Source organism: Streptomonospora litoralis, assembly GCF_004323735.1.
Taxonomy (GTDB): Bacteria; Actinomycetota; Actinomycetes; order Streptosporangiales; family Streptosporangiaceae; genus Streptomonospora; species Streptomonospora litoralis.
In genome coordinates this window covers 4,600,582-4,617,578 of record NZ_CP036455.1, presented here as the reverse complement: position 1 = coordinate 4,617,578, position 16,997 = coordinate 4,600,582, and the positions used below count along the sequence as shown (strand labels likewise).

At 72.7% G+C, this 16,997-nt stretch carries 15 protein-coding genes; 9 read left to right on the top strand and 6 right to left on the bottom strand.

Going from position 1 to position 16,997, the window contains the following annotated elements:
* Nucleotides 1-34 precede the first annotated feature (34 nt).
* The 3 genes from EKD16_RS19375 (at nucleotide 35) to lon (ending at nucleotide 3,149) form a co-directional block, all read left to right on the top strand.
* Nucleotides 35-280 carry a ribbon-helix-helix protein, CopG family gene (locus tag EKD16_RS19375; RefSeq protein WP_131099898.1) on the top strand — a complete coding sequence of 82 codons (246 nt, stop codon included), beginning with the start codon at nucleotides 35-37 and terminating at the stop codon, nucleotides 278-280.
* Nucleotides 274-621 carry a type II toxin-antitoxin system PemK/MazF family toxin gene (locus EKD16_RS19370; protein ID WP_131099894.1) on the top strand — a complete coding sequence of 116 codons (348 nt, stop codon included), beginning with the start codon at nucleotides 274-276 and terminating at the stop codon, nucleotides 619-621. Before EKD16_RS19375 ends, EKD16_RS19370 begins: the two co-directional genes overlap by 7 nt.
* Nucleotides 622-737: 116 nt before the next feature.
* Nucleotides 738-3,149, top strand: a complete 2,412-nt coding sequence (gene lon, locus EKD16_RS19365) for an endopeptidase La (RefSeq protein WP_131099891.1) — start codon at nucleotides 738-740, stop codon at nucleotides 3,147-3,149.
* A 394-nt stretch (nucleotides 3,150-3,543) separates the two neighbouring features.
* Here lon and EKD16_RS19360 read toward each other — a convergent pair whose 3' ends face one another.
* Nucleotides 3,544-3,909: a hypothetical protein gene (locus EKD16_RS19360; protein ID WP_242677066.1), complete on the bottom strand. Its 366-nt coding sequence runs from the start codon at nucleotides 3,907-3,909 to the stop codon at nucleotides 3,544-3,546.
* A 150-nt stretch (nucleotides 3,910-4,059) separates the two neighbouring features.
* Here EKD16_RS19360 and EKD16_RS19355 point away from each other — a divergent pair, with 150 nt between their 5' ends.
* Nucleotides 4,060-5,133, top strand: coding sequence for a Gfo/Idh/MocA family oxidoreductase (locus EKD16_RS19355; protein WP_131099889.1), 1,074 nt, complete (start codon nucleotides 4,060-4,062; stop codon nucleotides 5,131-5,133).
* 78 nt (nucleotides 5,134-5,211) lie between these two features.
* On the opposite strand, the gene EKD16_RS19350 is transcribed toward EKD16_RS19355, so the two are convergent.
* The gene (locus EKD16_RS19350) at nucleotides 5,212-5,838 is read right to left on the bottom strand and encodes a TetR/AcrR family transcriptional regulator (RefSeq protein ID WP_131099885.1); all 627 of its coding nucleotides are present in this window, start codon (nucleotides 5,836-5,838) and stop codon (nucleotides 5,212-5,214) included.
* A gap of 54 nt (nucleotides 5,839-5,892) precedes the next feature.
* On the opposite strand from EKD16_RS19350, the gene EKD16_RS19345 reads away from it, so the two are divergent.
* From EKD16_RS19345 to EKD16_RS19330, 4 genes are all read left to right on the top strand, one after another.
* Entirely contained in the window at nucleotides 5,893-7,140 is a 1,248-nt protein-coding gene (locus tag EKD16_RS19345; protein WP_131099883.1) for an MFS transporter, read from the top strand.
* Between the two features lie 238 nt (nucleotides 7,141-7,378).
* Entirely contained in the window at nucleotides 7,379-8,515 is a 1,137-nt protein-coding gene (locus tag EKD16_RS19340; protein ID WP_131102792.1) for an MFS transporter, read from the top strand.
* 141 nt (nucleotides 8,516-8,656) lie between these two features.
* The gene (locus EKD16_RS19335; RefSeq protein ID WP_131099880.1) at nucleotides 8,657-10,030 is read left to right on the top strand and encodes a four-carbon acid sugar kinase family protein; all 1,374 of its coding nucleotides are present in this window, start codon (nucleotides 8,657-8,659) and stop codon (nucleotides 10,028-10,030) included.
* 276 nt (nucleotides 10,031-10,306) lie between these two features.
* Nucleotides 10,307-11,434, top strand: coding sequence for an adenosine deaminase (locus EKD16_RS19330; RefSeq protein WP_131099878.1), 1,128 nt, complete (start codon nucleotides 10,307-10,309; stop codon nucleotides 11,432-11,434).
* Nucleotides 11,435-11,595: 161 nt separating this feature from the next.
* On the opposite strand, the gene EKD16_RS19325 is transcribed toward EKD16_RS19330, so the two are convergent.
* From EKD16_RS19325 to EKD16_RS19315, 3 genes are all read right to left on the bottom strand, one after another.
* Complete coding sequence (locus tag EKD16_RS19325) at nucleotides 11,596-11,910, bottom strand: DUF4873 domain-containing protein (RefSeq protein ID WP_394347351.1); 315 nt, start codon at nucleotides 11,908-11,910, stop codon at nucleotides 11,596-11,598.
* 5 nt (nucleotides 11,911-11,915) lie between these two features.
* Nucleotides 11,916-13,478, bottom strand: coding sequence for a flavin-containing monooxygenase (locus EKD16_RS19320; RefSeq protein WP_131102791.1), 1,563 nt, complete (start codon nucleotides 13,476-13,478; stop codon nucleotides 11,916-11,918).
* A 189-nt stretch (nucleotides 13,479-13,667) separates the two neighbouring features.
* Nucleotides 13,668-14,639, bottom strand: coding sequence for an AurF N-oxygenase family protein (locus tag EKD16_RS19315; RefSeq protein WP_131099874.1), 972 nt, complete (start codon nucleotides 14,637-14,639; stop codon nucleotides 13,668-13,670).
* 262 nt (nucleotides 14,640-14,901) lie between these two features.
* Here EKD16_RS19315 and EKD16_RS19310 point away from each other — a divergent pair, with 262 nt between their 5' ends.
* A complete protein-coding gene (locus tag EKD16_RS19310) occupies nucleotides 14,902-15,747 on the top strand; it encodes a MerR family transcriptional regulator (protein ID WP_131099869.1) in 846 nt (281 codons plus the stop codon).
* A gap of 262 nt (nucleotides 15,748-16,009) precedes the next feature.
* Here the strand turns inward: EKD16_RS19310 and EKD16_RS19305 are convergent, their stop codons facing one another.
* On the bottom strand, nucleotides 16,010-16,951 hold the full coding sequence (locus EKD16_RS19305) for an alpha/beta fold hydrolase (RefSeq protein WP_131099866.1): 942 nt from the start codon (nucleotides 16,949-16,951) through the stop codon (nucleotides 16,010-16,012).
* Nucleotides 16,952-16,997: the final 46 nt, after the last annotated feature.

Genomic DNA, 16,997 nt, shown 5'->3' with positions numbered 1-16,997 from the left:
TGGTCCATGGGTTATACTGAGTTATACTAAATGTATGAAGACCGCGATATCGATTCCAGATGAGATCTTCGAGCGCGTGGAACAGCGTGCTGCCGACCTGCATGTGAGTAGGTCCGAATTCTTTTCCCGCGCCGCGCAATCCTACTTGGACGAGTTGGACAGCGCGGAGTTGTCGCGTCGAATCGACGAAGCCATCGCCCTCTCCGGTGAGGACGATTCCAACGCTGCTGCGGCCGCCGCGGGGCGTCGCAGCATTCTCGATGCGTCGGGTGAGTGGTGATTCGCCGTGGCGGGATCTATTGGGTCGACTTGGGGGGTCCGGTAGGGAGTCGTCCAGGAAAAGAACGGCCGGTGCTGGTCGTCCAGTCCGAGGCGTTCAATGCCAGTGGGCTCGCTACGGCCTTGGTCGTCGTGCTCACGTCCAACACGAGACTCGCCGCGATGCCGGGTAACGTCTTCGTCCCCTCGGTCGCCGGTTGCTTGCCCAAGGACTCGGTCGTCAACGTCACCGCCGTGGCGACGGTGGGCAAGGACGAACTGTCGGGGCCGGTGGGGGTGCTTCCCCAAGACATCATGGACGACGTCGACAGAGGACTCCGGCGGGTGCTCGGGCTGGCCTAGCCGTGGCCTGCGGCGGGAACCGGGGCGGTGAGAACATCGCTGACGGCGAACACAGCAGGGGGAACAAAAGCGGACTCTCGTTTATTGAGTGATAGTGACTCAACAAGGAGGGTCTGATGACTGAAGCGCAGTCCGACGCGACGTTCCCCGTGCTTCCCCTCGACGACGATGTCGTGCTCCCCGGCATGGTCGTGCCGGTCGACATCTCCGATTCGGAGGTGCGCGCCGCCGTCGACGCGGCGCGTGCCGTGAGCGACGGCTCCGAGAAGGGACCAGGAGTCCGTTCCGCGAGCAAGCCGCGAGTGCTGATCGTGCCCCGCATCGACGGCAACTACGCGGCGAGCGGCACCGTCGCCGTCATCGAACAGGTCGGCCGCACGCCCGAGGGCGAGCCGGCGGCGGTCCTGCGCGGCACGGCGCGGGCCCGTGTCGGCAGCGGTACGACCGGCCCCGGCGCCGCGCTGTGGGTCTCGGCCGAGGTCCACGAGGAACAGGCGCCCGAGGGCGGCTACCCCGGCAAGGTCCAGGAGCAGGCACGCGAGTACAAGTCGCTTCTGACCACCTACCTGCAGAAGCGCGGCGCCTGGCAGATCCTGGACGGCATCCAGCAGCTCGACGACCCGGGCAGCCTGGCCGACCGCGGCGGCTACTCCCCGTTCCTCAAGACGGGCCAGAAGCTGCAGCTGCTGGAGACGCTCGACGTGGCCGAGCGGCTGCGGCTGCTCAACGAGTGGACCCGCGAGTACCTGGCCGAGCTCGACGTCGCCGAGACCATCGATCAGGACGTCCAGGAGGGCGTCGAGAAGCAGCAGCGCGAGTTCCTGCTGCGCCGCCAGATGGAGGCCATCCGCAAGGAGCTCAACGAGCTCGACGGCAAGCCCGGCAGCGAGGAGGACGACTACCGCGAGCGCGTGGAGTCGGCCGAGCTGCCCGACCACGTGCGCAAGGCCGCGCTGGCCGAGGTGGACAAGCTGGAGCGGGCCGGCGACTCGTCGCCGGAGTCGGGGTGGATCCGCACCTGGTTGGACACCATCCTGGGCATGCCCTGGAACACCCGCACCGACGACGCGTACGACATCGCCGGCGCGCGGGAGATCCTCGACGCCGACCACTCCGGACTCGACGACGTCAAGGAGCGCATCGTCGAGTACCTGGCGGTGCGCAAGCGCCGCGAGGACAAGGGGCAGGGCGTGATCGGCGGCCGGCGCAGCGGCGCCGTGCTGGCGCTGGTCGGCCCGCCCGGCGTGGGCAAGACCTCGCTGGGCGAGTCCGTGGCGCGGTCCATGGGGCGCGAGTTCACCCGCGTGGCCCTGGGCGGAGTGCGTGACGAGGCCGAGATCCGCGGCCACCGGCGCACCTACGTCGGTGCGCTGCCCGGGCGCATCGTGCGCGCCATCAAGGAGTCGGGGTCGATGAACCCGGTCGTGCTGCTCGACGAGATCGACAAGGTCGGCAGCGACTTCCGCGGCGACCCCACCTCGGCGCTGCTGGAGGTGCTCGACCCGGAGCAGAACCACACGTTCCGCGACCACTACCTGGAAGTCGACCTCGACCTGTCGGACGTCGTCTTCCTGGCCACCGCCAACGCCCTGGAGACCGTCCCCGCCCCGCTGCTGGACCGCATGGAACTGGTGCAGCTGGACGGCTACACCGAGGACGAGAAGGTCACCATCGGGCGCGACCACCTGCTCCCGCGCCAGCTGGAGCGGGCGGGCCTGGAGCCCGGCGAGGCCGAGTTCGGCGACGGGGCCCTGCGCCGCATCGCCGCCGAGTACACCCGCGAGGCCGGCGTCCGCGAGCTGGAGCGCACGATCGCGCGGGTGCTGCGCAAGGTGGCCTCGGGCGTGGCGCTGGGCGAGCGCGAACTGCCGGTCCGGGTCGGCGCCGACGAGCTGACCGGCTTCATCGGACGGCCCAAGCACACCCCGGAGACCGCCGAGCGCACCTCGGTGCCGGGGGTGGCCACCGGCCTGGCGGTCACCGGGACCGGCGGCGACGTACTGTTCGTCGAGGCGTCGCTGGCCGACCCCGAGTCCGGAGCGAGCGGGCTGACCCTGACCGGACAGCTCGGCGACGTGATGAAGGAGTCCGCCCAGATCGCGCTCTCCTACCTGCGCTCGCGCGGCGCGGAACTGGAGCTGCCGGTCGGCGACCTCAAGGAGCGCGGCGTCCACCTGCACGTCCCCGCGGGGGCGATCCCCAAGGACGGGCCCAGCGCCGGTGTCACCATGACCACGGCCCTGGCGTCCCTGCTCTCGGGCCGCTCCGCGCGCTCCGACGTCGGCATGACCGGAGAGGTCTCCCTCACCGGGCGTGTGCTGCCCATCGGCGGCGTCAAGCAGAAGCTGCTCGCCGCGCACCGGGCGGGGATCACCACGGTCCTCATCCCCGCGCGCAACGAGCCCGACCTGGACGACGTGCCCGAGGACATCCGCGAACAGCTCACCGTCCACCCGGTCAGCGACGTCCGCGAGGTGTTGGACCTGGCCCTGAGCCCGGCCGAGGCGATGGAGCCGCTGGCGGCGTAGCCGAAGAATTACCGAGAACTCAAGCCGCAAGCAGGCATGGGCCGTCCCGGAAGGGCGGCCCATGCGCGCTTGCGCGTCGTTCAGCGGGACCGGTGGGGGTGGGCGGAGTGGTCTCCTAGCCGGCGCCAGACGAGCAGGACTTCCCCGTCGTCACACTTCGCCAGGTGGAAGGTGGCGTGCGCCTCACGCGTCCCGAAATCCCACGTGATGGCATAGACGCCGTCGGCGGACCGGAGCCGGAGTCCGAGGGCCCGCGGTCGCGGACTGTCGCCGTCGAGGGCACCGTTCTCGACGGCTGCAACCAGTTCTTCCCGGATCGCTCGTTTCAAACGACGCTGCTGTGCGTGAGGGAGACGGGTAAAGTCGCTGTCGAACGCCTCGGTAACGGCCGACTTCACTGCGGATCCCCCGAACGCCGGGAGCTCAGCCGGTCCAAGTGAGCGAGAAACTCTTCCTGCGCCATGCCCGGCCCCACCCCGCCGGCGGAGATTTCCGCTTCGACCTCACGCTCCGCCTGCTGCTGGCCTTCCTCCCAGAACCACGCGTCGTCGGGGTGCACGGCTACACGCGGACGCAGGACGATCTCCTCGGCGCGGCCGAGAACATCGACCACGGCATCCGGACGGTCGAGCCCCAGCCACTCCCACACCTCCGTAGGCAAGGTGATTGCGCATCGGGAGGCAAGGGGCCAGGCGAACCCGATGCGCTCCGACTTGTCGGGGATCTCCGGCGGTTCGAGCGGATCCAGCGGTGCTGCCATCGGTCACCTTCGCTGTCGCTGTGTAGTCAGGTAGCAGGAGAGTATCGGGCTCGTCGAGGCATCGTCCCGGTAACGGCGAGATCCGGTCCCGTGGTGTCGGCTGCGGGGCGCTGGCAGGCGTTGAGGTGCCCGATCACTACCGTGGAACCCATGACCTCTGCGAACGACGAACGAGAACTCCAGGTCGCCGTCATCGGCTACGGCAAGGGCGGGGAGGTGTTCCACGCTCCCCTGGTCGACGCCACACCCGGGCTGCGGCTGGCGGCGGTGGTGACCGGCAACCCCGAGCGGCAGGAAGCGGTCCGCAAGCGCTACCCCGGGGCCGAGGTGATCCCTTCCGCCGACGAACTGTGGAAGCGCACCGGCGACATCGACATCGCGGTGGTCACCACGCCCAACGAGACCCATGTCCCGCTCGCCCGCGCCGCGGTGAACGCCGGGTTCGCCGCGGTGGTGGACAAGCCGTTCGCGCTGGGTGCGGATGAGGCGCGGGAGTTGGCCGAGGAGGCCCGGCAACTGGGCCAGGCGCTGACCGTCTACCAGAACCGGCGCTGGGACGCCGACTTCCTCACGCTGTGGAAGCTCGTCGACGACGGCGCGCTCGGCCGCGTGCACCGTTTCGAGTCGCGGTTCGAGCGGTGGCGGCCCGAGGCCAAGAGCACGTGGCGCGACAGCGGCAGCCCCGATGCGGGCGCGGGCGTCCTCTGGGACCTGGGGCCGCACCTGATCGACCAGGCGGTGAACCTGTTCGGGCCGGTGGAGTCGGTCTACGCCGAACTCGACGCCCGGCGCGGAGCCGCCGCCGACGACGACTCCTTCCTCGCGCTGACCCACTCCGGCGGGGTGCGCTCGCACCTGTGGATGAGTGCCGTGGCCGCCCAACTGGGGCCGCGCTTCCGGGTGCTGGGCGACGAGGCCGCCTTCACCGTCCACGGTCTGGACTCCCAGGAGCAGCGGCTGGAGGCGGGCGAGCGGCCCGACGCCCCGGACTGGGGAGTCGAGCCGGAGTCCGCGTGGGGGCGGCTGGGCACTGATCGGGAGTCCCGTACGGTCCGCAGCGAGCGCGGCGACTATCCGGCGTTCTACCAGGCGGTCCGCGACTCGGTCGGCGAGGGCGAGCCGCTGCCGGTGGAGCTGCACGAGGTCGTCCACGGCCTGGAGGTCATCGAGGCCGCCCGCCGCAGCGCCCGCTCCGGCCAGGTCGTGGCGGTGGCCTCGACCTGACGCCTTTCCAACCTGATCGTTGGAGCTTGGTTTGCGTCGGTCCCGTGCCCGCCGCCGCGTCCGGCGGGCACGGGAGGATCAGGGCGGCGGCTCGCCGCCCGCGCCGCCCCCCGCCGCGGTGTGGCCCGCGCCCTCGACGGCGGCGTCGGCCAGGCGCACGATGTGCGCGCGCAGATCGGCGTGGCCGGCGGCGGTGAGTACCCGGGGCCCCACGATCAGCCGCGCCATCTGCGGCATCGAGGACGGCCACGAGCCCAGCCCGATCAACGAAAGCAGTGTCATTGCGACGCCGCTGTCGGGCTCCACGCCCAGAGTGCGCGCCAAGGCCAGCACCTTGGCCGCGTAGATGTCGGAGCGGGCCTCGTCTTCGGGCAGCGGGCGGTCCTCGAAGTAGAGCGCCTCCCACATCGTCAGCCGCACCATCGTGCGGTTGGCCGCGTGGGCGTCGAAGAGCCGCCCGACCCACTCGCCGACGTCCTCGCCCGGCGTGGGCAGCGCCGCCGCGTGCTCGGCCTTCACCGCCTCCAGTACCGCCTGGAACAGCTTCTCCTTGCTGCCGAAGTGGCCGTAGACGCGCTCCTTATTCACGCCCGCCGCGGCCGCGATGCGGTCGATCCGGCCGCCGGCGATGCCGTGCTCGGCGAACTCCTCGCGCCCCGCCTCCAGCAGTTTGCGGCGGGTGGCCGCGCTGTCCCTAGGTGTCATGCGCCACATCATACCGAATTGACACCCAACTATTTGGTTGGTTTTTATGGGGGCATGTCCACCGACCAGACCACCGTCGCGCGTCCGGCCGGGGCGTCCTTATCCGGGGCGCCCGCGGCCGCGTCCGCGCCGCGCATGACTTGGCAGATCCTGGTGATCTCGGCGGCCGCGCTCGCCGTGATCGGCCAGCTCTACCTCGCGCTGCCGCTGCTCTCGGCGGTCGCCGACTCCACCGGCTCCACCGTCGCCCAGGCCAGTTGGGCGGTGACCGCATTCGGTGCCGCCTACGCGCTGGGTTTCCTCGTCCTCGGTCCGCTGGGGCCGCGCCTGGGCTACCGGCGGCTCATCGTCGGCGGGACCGCCGCCACGGCTCTGTTCGCCGCCGTCACCGCATTCATGCCGACCATCGAGGCGGTCATCGCCGCCCGCCTCCTCCAGGGCTGCGCGGCCGCGGCGTTCGCACCCACCGCGATCGCCTACCTGACCCGCAACATCCCCGCACACCGCAGGCCGCTCGCCTTCACGGCGCTGACCAGCTCGTTCCTGGCGGCTGCGGTCGTCGCACAAGTCGCCGCCCAGCTCCTCGCCGCCCGCTGGGACTGGCAGACCGTCTTCCTCGCCTCGGCCGCGGTCACCGCCGTCGTCGCCGTGGCCGCCCGCTACGTGCTGGTGCCCGACCGGCCCGGCAGCACCGTCTCGCCGGCCGGCGCCTACCGCGGTCTGCTGCGCGCGGCGGTACAGCCTGCACTCATCCCCCTCTACCTGGTCGCCCTCACTCTGCTGTTCGCCTTCGTCGGGCTGTACGCGGCGATCCGGCTGGCCGATCCGCTCGGTGTGGCCGCCGACGACGGCGCGCTGCTCGCGCTGCGCGCCGGCGGACTGCCCGCGATCGCGATCGCCCCGCTGGTCACGCCGCTGCTGTCGCGATTCTCGCCGGTGCAGCGGCTCGCCCTGAGCGTCGCGTTCGCCGCACTGTTCCTCGCGGCCGCCGGCCTGTCCGTGCCGCTGGGCTCGGTGGCGCTGTTCACCCTGCTCGTCGCGGGGTTCGTGCTGGCCACAGCGGTGGCCGCGCCCGCGGCGATGCAGGCGAGTACGGTCGCCGCCGGTGAGAACGTCGCCGGTGCCGGTGCGATGTACGGCTTCTGGCTCTACATCGGCTCCAGCGCCGCGGCGCCCGTGGTGGCCGGCGCATCCGGGCTCGGATTCACGGCGCTGAGCTGCCTGTTCGCGGCGGTCCTGCTGGCGGGAGCCGCGGCGGCGCTGCTCTCCGGCGGCCGCTCGCGGCGTGCCGCCGCCCGGTAGCGGCCGGGCGGTCCTCTCAGGCCGACCCGTGCAGCCCGGCCTCCGGCCTTCGCGGGGGATCCCGGATTCAGGGACGGTTTCCGGGATTTCCGCCGCGAAGGATCGCGCGCCGCCGGGTGCGCCGCCGGTCGCGCGTTTCGCGGCGGCTAACGTCGGACGTGTGGATGAGGGGACTGCGGTAGACAGCCGGTCCGGGCACCGGGCGGGCAGCGGGGGATACCGGCGGATCGTCGTGGCGATGACCGCCGCGGGGATCGCCACCTTCGCCCAGCTCTATGCGGTCCAGGCGGTCCTGCCCGGGCTCGCCGACAGCTTCTCCGCGTCGGCCTCCCAGGTCGCGTTGAGCGTGTCCTTCGCCACCGGCGGGCTGGCCGTGTTCGTGCTCGTGTGGAGCGGCGTCGCCGACCGCATCGGACGGGTGCGGGTGATGGCCGTCGCCTTGACCGTCTCCACCGCCCTGGGGCTGGTGGCGCCCTTCGCTCCGGACATGTGGACGCTGCTGGCGCTGCGCGGCATCCAAGGCGCCGCGCTGGGCGGGGTTCCGGCCGTCGCGATGGCCTACCTCGCCGAGGAGGTGCACCACGCCCACCTGTCCCGCGTCGCCGGTATCTACATCGCCGGGAACACGGTCGGCGGCATGAGCGGGCGCCTGGTCGCCGGCGCCGTGGCCGACATCGGCGGCTGGCGCTGGGGCGTGGCCGCCGACTCCCTGCTCGCGCTCGCCGCACTCGTCGTCTTCGTCGCCGCCGTCCCCCGCACCCGCGGGTTCGTCCCCAAACGCCGCGACTCCGCGGGGCCCGGTCTGGCCCGGCGGTTGCGCTCCGCCGTCAGCGACCCCGGACTCCTCGCCCTCTACTGCCAGGCGCTGTTCCTCATGGGCGCGTTCGTCACCGTCTACAACTACCTCGGCTTCCGGATGACCGGGCCGCCCTTCGACCTGTCCCAGACCCTCGTGGCGTTCCTGTTCGTCGCCTACCTCGCCGGTACCGCGGGCTCGGCGGCGGCGGGCCGCGCCACCGAGCGCGCCGGGCGCCGCGCCGTCCTGCTGTGCGGCGTGGCGGCGATGGCCGTCGCCGCCGCCGTGCTGCTCGCCTCCTCGCTCGCCGCGGTGATCGGCGGGCTCCTGCTGTTCACCTTCGGCTTCTTCGCCGCGCACGCCACCGCATCGGCGTGGGTCGGCCGGCGGGCCACCGTCTCGCGCGCCCAGGCCGCGGCCCTGTACACATTGGCCTACTATCTGGGCTCCAGCACTTTCGGCTGGCTCGGCGGCGTCTTCTACGACACCGTGGGCTGGCCCGGCGTGATCGTCTACGTCCTCGCCCTGTGCGCCGCCGCGGCACTGGCCGGAACGCCGCTGCTGCGCCACCCAAGATGAGAGGCTCGTAAGGCGCATCGGGGCGCCGGCGCGAGCGCGCGGCGCCCGCGCCGGCCCGGCCGCCGCCTCGCCGCGGCGGCAGCGGCGCCGCACCGCCGCCCGCAGCGTCGCGTCTCCGGCGCAGGAGGAAGGGAGGAACCCGTGGCCCAGGTACTCGTCGTCGCCGACGACCTCACCGGCGCCAACGCCACCGGTGCCCGGTTCGCGCGCGCCGGTATGCGGGTAACCACCGTCACCCCCGAGCACGTGACCGCGGTCGCCGAGGAGTACGACGTGGTCGTCGCCAACCTCGATACCCGGCACGCCTCCGCCGAGCAGGCCGCCGACCTGGTCACCGACGTCGTCGAGGCGATGTGGCCGGTGGGCCTGGTGGTCAAGCGCCTCGACAGCACTCTGCGCGGCAACGTCGGCGCGGAACTGGAGGCGGCCTGGCGCGCGGTGCGCGAGCGCGTGCCCGCCCGCTGGGCCGTGCGTGCGCTCGTCGTCCCCGCGTTCCCCACCGGAGGGCGCACCACGGTCGACGGCGTCCAGCACGTCGGCGGCCTACCCCTGGAGCAGACCGAACTCGCCCGCGATCCCTTCAGGCCGATGGACACCGGCGACGTGGCGCAGGTGCTCGCCCGGCAGAGTGATCTGGCCGTGCGCCGGGTGCCCGCCCGCCAGGTGACCCAGAGCATGCTCACCGCCGAACTGCGCTCGGGCGACGAGCCTGTCCTGGTCTGCGACGCCTCCGACGAGCAGCGCATCGAGGACCTCGCCCAGGCCGCGGCCGAGGTCCACCGGGAGGACGGCACCGTGTGGGTGGCCGCCGACCCCGGACCGAGCGGAGCGCTGCTGGCCTACGCGCTGCGGCTGCGCGGCCAGGCGGGTGCGCCGGGACCGCTGCTCGCCGTCGGGGGCAGCACCACGGAGTTGGGCCGGCGCCAGTTCGCCGCGCTGGCCCGGTCGGGCCCCGTGCGGTTCGTCGACGCCGACCCGGCCCGACTGGGAAGCGGCGACCACGACCACGCCGACGAGGTCGGCCGCCGACTCGTCGAACGGCTCACCTCGTCCGGATTCCCCGACGTCGTGGCCCTGCGGCTGCTCACACCCGAGGACGCGCCGGAGACTCTTCCGGCCGTGCGCGCCCTGCCCGCGCGCCTGGCCGGACTGCTGGCGGAGGTGGTCGCCGCCGTCGAGGAGCAAGCCGGCACCCACGCCCTGCCCAGCGGCTTGTTCCTCACCGGCGGCGACGTCACCTCCAGCGTGTTCGACGCGCTGGACGTGCACGGCTTCGAGGTCGGCGGGGAGGTGCTGCCGCTGGCCGTGCACGGCACCCTCAGCGGCGGGCCGCTCGACGGCGTGCCCGCGGTGGTCAAGGGCGGGCTGGTCGGTGACGAGTCGGCGGCGGTGGAGTGCCTGGGCCGACTGCGCCGCGCCGCCCGCGCGCGACTGCAGCAGGTGCACTCGGAGGTCTCCGAGCACGTGCTGCCGCCGGCGGGCGGCTCGGCGCGGAGCCCTGTCGGTCCGGGGTGAGAGGGAGCCGCCGATGCCGGTCCCGTCGGCTTCTCCCAGTGTCGTGAACTTATGGCCACGGAATGCGATTTCCCGCGGCCATAAGTTCACGATAGACGCCGGACGAACCGGACCCTCGTCGCCGACCGGGCAGTCGGCGGCCCCCTGAGCCGGCAACCTTGGAACCGGTTCCCGCCCCGAGACGCGAATCACCCGGCCCCTCCCGTGCCTCACCGGCGGTGCTCGTTTAGACTGCCGGGCAATTTACCCACTGGAGGACGGACACCGAGGAGGAAGATGACGCGTCTCCCCTACGAGACCATCCGGAGCCTGCCCAAGGTGCTGCTGCACGATCACCTCGTCGGCGGTCTGCGACCGGGCACCGTGCTCGACCTCACCGCTCAGGCCGGCGCCGGCGCGCCCCCGCTGCCCGCTGGCGACCCCGACCGGCTGCGCGCCTGGTTCGCCGAGGCGGCGCCGACGCCCGAGGAGCGGGCCCGCCGCCTGGACCCGGTGGTGGACCTGCTGCAGGACGCGGAGTCGCTGACACGCGTCGCCGCGGAATGCGCCCAGGACCTCGCCGCGGACGGCGTGGTCTACGCCGAGGTCAAACTGGCGCCGGAGCAGCACACCGAAGGCGGGCTCAGCCGCGAGCAGGTGGTCGACGCCGTCTTGGCGGGACTGCGCGTCGGTCGGGCCAAGGCTCGGCTGTTCGGGCAGGATGTCGACGTGCGCCTGCTGCTGACCGCGATGCGCCAGGCCGCCGACTCGCTGGAGATCGCCGACTTGGCCGTGCGCTACCGGAGCCGCGGCGTCGTCGGCTTCGACATCGCCGGTCCCGAGGCCGGATACCCGCCCACCCGCCACATCTCCGCGTGCGAGCACGTGAAGCGGGCCAACTTCCACTTGACGCTGCACGCCGGCGAGGGCTTCGGCCTGTCCTCCGTATGGGAGGCCATCCAGTGGTGCGGCGCGGACCGGCTCGGCCAGGGCGTGCGGATCTTCGACGACATCGCGGTGGCCGAGGACGGCTCGGCCAAGCTGGGCGAACTCGCCGCCTACATCCGGGACAAGCGCATCCCGCTGGAGTTGTGCCCCACCTCCAATGTCAACACCGGGGTGCTGCCGTCGCTGGCCGAGCACCCGGTGGACACGCTGCGCAGGCTGCGGTTCCGGGTCACCGTCAACACCGACAACCGGCTGCTGGACAGCACCACCCTCAGCGAGGAGATGGCGCTGCTCACCGAGGAGTTCGGCTACACCCTCGACACGCTGCGGTGGTTCACCGTCAACGCGATGAAGTCCGCCTTCATCGGCCACGACGAGCGGTTGGCGCTCATCGAGCAGGTGATCAAGCCGGGCTACGCGGCGCAGCGCACCGAGTGGGCGAGCGCGGCGTTCTTCCGCCAAGAGGATCCCTGGTAGCAGCCCCCGGGGCCGCCCCGCAGGCCGCCCCGCAGGGCCGCCCGGCCGGACACACCGCGCGCCCCGCGCTCCCTCGGGAGGCGCAGGGCGCATCGGCGCGCACCGGATGGCGGACGGTCCCCTTCGTGCGATCCGCCCCCGGCCGTCTTTCGGCCCGCGACTCAGTCCTCGCCGGGTACCACGTGCGGCACCGCGAACGGCGGGGTACCGGTGCCGACCACCCGGTACCCGCCCCAGACGTTGGCCTCGGCGAGTCGGCCTTCGCCCTCGTGGCCCTCGGGGGTGCGCAGCACGACGGCGGTGTCGCCCGCCGCGTAGGCGGCGTCTGCGGCCGGGTCGGGGGAGACGCGGCCCACCCACCGGTAGGCGCCCACCAGCGGGTCGAAGTGACCGGCAAGGTGCGCCTCCACCGATGCCTCCACACCGCCGGCCACCAGGGTCGCCGGTCCGCGGTACTCCTCTTCGCCGTCGCCCATGCCGCTCACGGCGTCCTCCTTCCGGCGTCCCGCACGCGGCGGAGGCCGCCCTCGGCCGCCGTCACCGCCGCGCCCCCGGCGCGCCGCCAACCGCGGCCGCCCCCGCTCGCACGGGCGAGGGCGCGCGGGAGCGAGCCGCGCGCCCGGCCGCCCCCGCTTTCGGGCGCGGTGCGCACGTGGTAGGAACCGGGGTCGAAGCGGCGGGTGCGCAGCGCGTAGTCCCAGGTGAAACCGGGCCACAAGGTGGTGTTGCGGCCGCGGTCGTTCAGATACCAGCTGTCGCAACCGCCGGAGACCCACACCGTGCCGCTCATCCGCTCCTCGACCTCGCGGGTGTAGGCCTGCTGGGCCTCGGCGCGCGGTTCGAGCCGGTCGGCGCCGTGGTCATGGGCGTAACGCAGCGCGGCCATGGTGTAGGCGATCTGCGCCTCGATCATGAACACCTGGGAGGAGTGGCCGAGCCCGGTGTTCGGTCCGGCCAGGATGAACAGGTTGGGGTATCCGGCCACGGTGGTGCCGCGCAGCGCCTGTACGTCGTCGCCCCAGCGGTCCGACAGCAGCACGCCGTCGGCGTCGCGGATCCGCTGCGCGATCGGCGGGTCGGCCACCTGGAAGCCCGTGCCGAAGATGATGGTGTCGACCTCGTGCCGGGTGCCGTCCCGGGTGACCACGGCGTCGGGCCGGATCTCGGCGATGGGGTCGGTGACGACCTCGACGTTGGGCCGGGCCAGCGCCGGATAATAGTCGTTGGACAGCAGTATGCGCTTGCAGCCGATGGTGTAGTCGGGGGTGAGCTTGCGTCGCAGTTCGGGGTCCTTGACGCCGCGCCGCAGGTTCGCCCGGGCGAGCCGCTCGGCCGCCTTCAGCAGCCGCGGGTTCTTCACGAACCCGAACACGTAGTTCTCCCGTCCCCAGTAGATGCAGGTGCGGGCGATGCGCTGGGCGAGCGGCACCCGGTGGAACAGCCGGGTCTCCAGGCGGGTGATGTCGCGGTCGTGGCGCGGGATGACCCACGGCGGCGTGCGCTGGAACACCCGCAATTCGCCCGCGTCGGGCTGGATCTCGGGGATGAACTGGATCGCCGAGGCTCCGGTGCCCACCACGGCTACGCGGCGGCCGGTGAGGTCGCGCTCGTGGTCCCAGGCGGCCGAGTGGAACATCGAGCCGGCGAAGGTACCGATGCCGGGGATGTCGGGCAGAGCCGGGTCGGCCAGCGGCCCGCAGCCGCTCACGAGGAACTGCGCGGTGACGGTGCCGCCGCTGGTGTGCACCCGCCAGCGGTTGGCCTCCGGCTCCCAGCGGGCCTCCGTCACGTCGTGGCCGAACCGGACGTGGCGCACCACGTCGTAGTCCTTGGCGACCCGGCGCAGGTAGTCCCAGATCTCCGGCTGCGGCGAGAAGCTGCGGCTCCAGGCCGGGTTGGGCGCGAAGGAGAACGAGTAGAGGTGGGAGGGGACGTCGCAGGCGGCGCCGGGGTAGTCGTTGTCGCGCCAGGTGCCGCCGACGTCGTCGGCGCGCTCAAGCAGCACGATGTCGTCGAGTCCGGCCTGCTTGAGCCGGACCGCCATGCCGATCCCGGCGAACCCGGTGCCGATGACGGCGACGCGGAAGTGGGGAGGCGGCGCCTGGCGGCCCTCGGTCGGGTGTTGGTCGTCACTCACGTGAGCCGATCCTTTCCGGCCGGTAGAGCGGGCGGCGGTCCGGGGCCCGGCAGCGGTGCGGGCCCGGACCGCCGGTGGTGGAGCCGGCCCGGTTGCTCAGGCGCGTTGAGCCTCCGGGCCGGCGGTCGAGGGGGCGGAGGCCGCGGGTGAGCCGCTGCCGCGGCGGCCGAGCAGGCCGGCCTTGCGCCACAGGTGCCTGCCGGGGCCGGAGATGGCCCCGGCGCGGTCGAGGGTCTCGACGACCTTGCGGGCCGCCCAGGTTTTCGTGTCGATCCAGTGGGGGTTGCGGCGCGCCGCTCGGCGCGCCTTGCGCGGGTCCAAGCCGACGCGCTCGTAGGCCTTGGGGCTGATCAGCCGGGTCGCGGAGTAGTAGACGACCAGGCCGAGCACGAAGCGGCTGTAGTGCTGCACGAGCGGGCCGCGCTTGCGCCAGTCGCGCGCGAACTCCTCGCGGGCGTAGCGCATGTGCCGCGCCTCCTCCACGACGTGGATGCGCGAGACGGCGCGGGTGAGGGGCTCCAACGACTCGTCGGCCATGATCTCGCGCTGCAGCTGGTCCAGGACCTCCTCCACGAACAGGGCGCCGCTGAAGGTCAGCGGCCCGTTGGAGACGGCCTTGAAGACGCGGCCGAGGAACTGCGCAACCGGATCGAGCTTGTAGTAGGGGGCGTCGAGTTTGCCGAGCAGCTTGGCGAACATGACCGAGTGGCGGCACTCGTCGGCGATCTCGGTATAGGCGTACTGGATGTGGTTGGACGTGGGGTCGCGGTCGTAGGCGTGGCGTACCAGCATCTGCATGAGGATGGTCTCGAACCAGATCCCGATGCTGGCGAGGCTGGCGATCTCCTGCCGACTCAACTCCTTGCGCTGCTCCTCGGTGAGCATCTCCCACAGGTCGGTGCCGTAGAGGGACACCCGCTCCGGGCGGATCGCGTAGCGGTCGGTGTCCACGGGGGCGTCCCAGTCGATCTCCACCAGCGGGTCGAAGGACGCCTTGGCCGAGGAGCGCAGCAGGCGTTTGGCGATGTCTTCGCGGTCGGTCGTGCGGGTCTGCGACTCAACGGTCACGTCGGTCCTCCTTCTCCCGCCCGGCGCGAGTCCGGCGGACCGCGGCGGTGGCGAACCACTTCGGCACGGACGCCGTAGTCGCGCCCTGAGGGGCGGGTGTGATCTCGTCCACACCCTGGATGCCGAAACATTACAACGCTCATTGTCACAATTCAAGCGGTAGTTGAACCCGGAGGAGAGCGGGCCGCCGACCCCCCACGCCGCCCCGATCGCCTGTGCAGGCCGCCGCCGCGCGTCGCGGCGACGCCCTAGGCTTGGGACCATGGCCGAATACCGCATCGACGAGTTGGCGCGGCTCGCGGGTACCACGGTGCGCAACGTCCGCGTCTACCAGGACCGGGGGCTGCTCTCCCCGCCCCGCCGCGAGGGACGCGTGGGCATCTACACCGAGGCCCACCTGGCGCGCCTGCGGCTCATCGGCCAGTTGCTCAAGCGCGGCTACACCTTCGCCAACATCAGTGAACTCGTCACCGTCTGGGAGCGCGGGGGCGACCTGAACGACATCCTCGGCTTCGAGTCGGCCGTCGGCGACCCGTGGAGCGACGAGATCGCCGGCTACATCACCATGGGCGAACTGCGTGAGATGTTCCCGGGCCAGGTCAGTGCGCCCAACATCACGCGCTCGCTGCGGCTCGGCCTACTGGAGCGCGAAGGGCTGCGTTTCCGGGTGCCCAGCCCGCGCCTGCTCAACGCCGGCGCCGAGCTGGTGGCGGCCGGTATGGAGCTGAGCACCGTGCTGGACATCTCCGAGCGGCTGAAGGAGCGTGTCGGGGCGCTGGCCGGCGAGCTGGTGCGCACCGTCGCCGACCACATCCTCGCCGAGCACGCACCCGAGGGCATCCTCAGGGGCGAGGAGATCGCGGAGACAGCGGTCCTGGTGCGCCGCCTGCGGCCGCTGGCGCAGACCGCGGTCGACGCCCTGCTCGCCGACGCCATGGCGCGGCACCTGCACGAGGTCCTGGGCGAGCACTTCGCCGAGGTCCTGGAGCACATCAACGAGCGCAAGGGGGCCGCGGCAGTCGGCGGTGCGGAAACGGACGCCGCCGCAGCGGACGGGGCCGCCACCGAGCCGACCGACGGCGAATCCGCGGCCTCTGCCGCCGGCTGAGTCCTTCGAGCTGCGGTAACGGGGCCGCCGCCCCTGAGCGAACGGCGACCAGTGCGGCAGGTGCGGCCGACGCGGTGGCGGCGTTTGGCGGTACTGCGGTGCATGCGCTCGGCGGCAAGCTGCCGCGCGGCGCTTCGCGCGGTGGGGCCCATCGCCGCAGCCCTCTTCGGTGGCGCTTCGTGGTGGTTCCCCGGTGGTCCCTCCCTTCCCGATCGCCCGGAAGGCGAGGTGCCCGGCGGGGGCCGCGTGAAGGCCGCGGCGTTCAGTCCCCGCCCGGCCGCCGTGCGGCGGCACGGCACATTTCGGCCAGTTCGTCGCCGACCGCCTCCGGCGCCTCTAGCGGGAGCATGTGCCCGCGGCCCGGCAGCACCCGCAGTCGCGCATGCGGTAGCGCACGCGCCAGTGCGCGCGTGCCGCCTCTACCGATCAGCCGGTCCCGGCCCCCCGCCAGGATGCGGACCGGGACCTCGCGCAGCGCGGCCAGCCCGCCCGAGAGGTCCTCGGCCGCCAGCGTCTCGTAAAAGCCCGCCGCCACCTCGGTGGGTGTGCCGTGGATCAGTTCGGCGCACTCGCGCACGCGTACCGGGTCGGCGGCCGCGCCGAACGCCACCCGCCGCACCGCGGCCCGGTAGGCGGCCGAACGCGGCGGCAGCAGGGCCCGCAGCCGGTCCACGGCCGCCGGGACGCGCCGCAGGGAGCGCATGGCCGCGAGCCGGGCGCCGCCCGCCATCCGCGCGCCGACCGTGTGGCCCGGCCCGGTCGTCTCCAGGCGGCCCGCGGCAGTGGCCACCAGCAGCACGCCCGCGACCCGCTCGCCGAAGAGTTCGGGATGTGCCGCCGCCAGCGCCATGATCGCCCGGCCGCCCATGGAGTGGCCGGCCAGCACCACCGGGCCCTCCGGCGCGCAGTCCTGCAGCACCCGCAGCAGGTCGTCGCCGAGCGCCGCATTGGCGATCGGCCGGGTGCCCGGTGTCGACCCGCCGTGGCCGCGCCCGTCCCAACGCACCGTGCGCACCGCGTCGTCGCCTGCGGAGGCGAGCCGCGCGGCCTGCAGCCGCCAGGTGTCGGAGGCCTGCATCCAGCCGTGGGCGAGCACCGCAGCCACCGGAGCCCGCTCGGGTCCGCGGATGTGCGTCCGCAGTTCGGCGCCGTCGGGGGTGCGCACGATCCGGGCCCGGTCGGCGGCGTGCCGCAGGGGAGTCACGGCGGCTCCTCTCGTGCGAGTGTCGTGCGGTCGGGAGTGGCCGGGC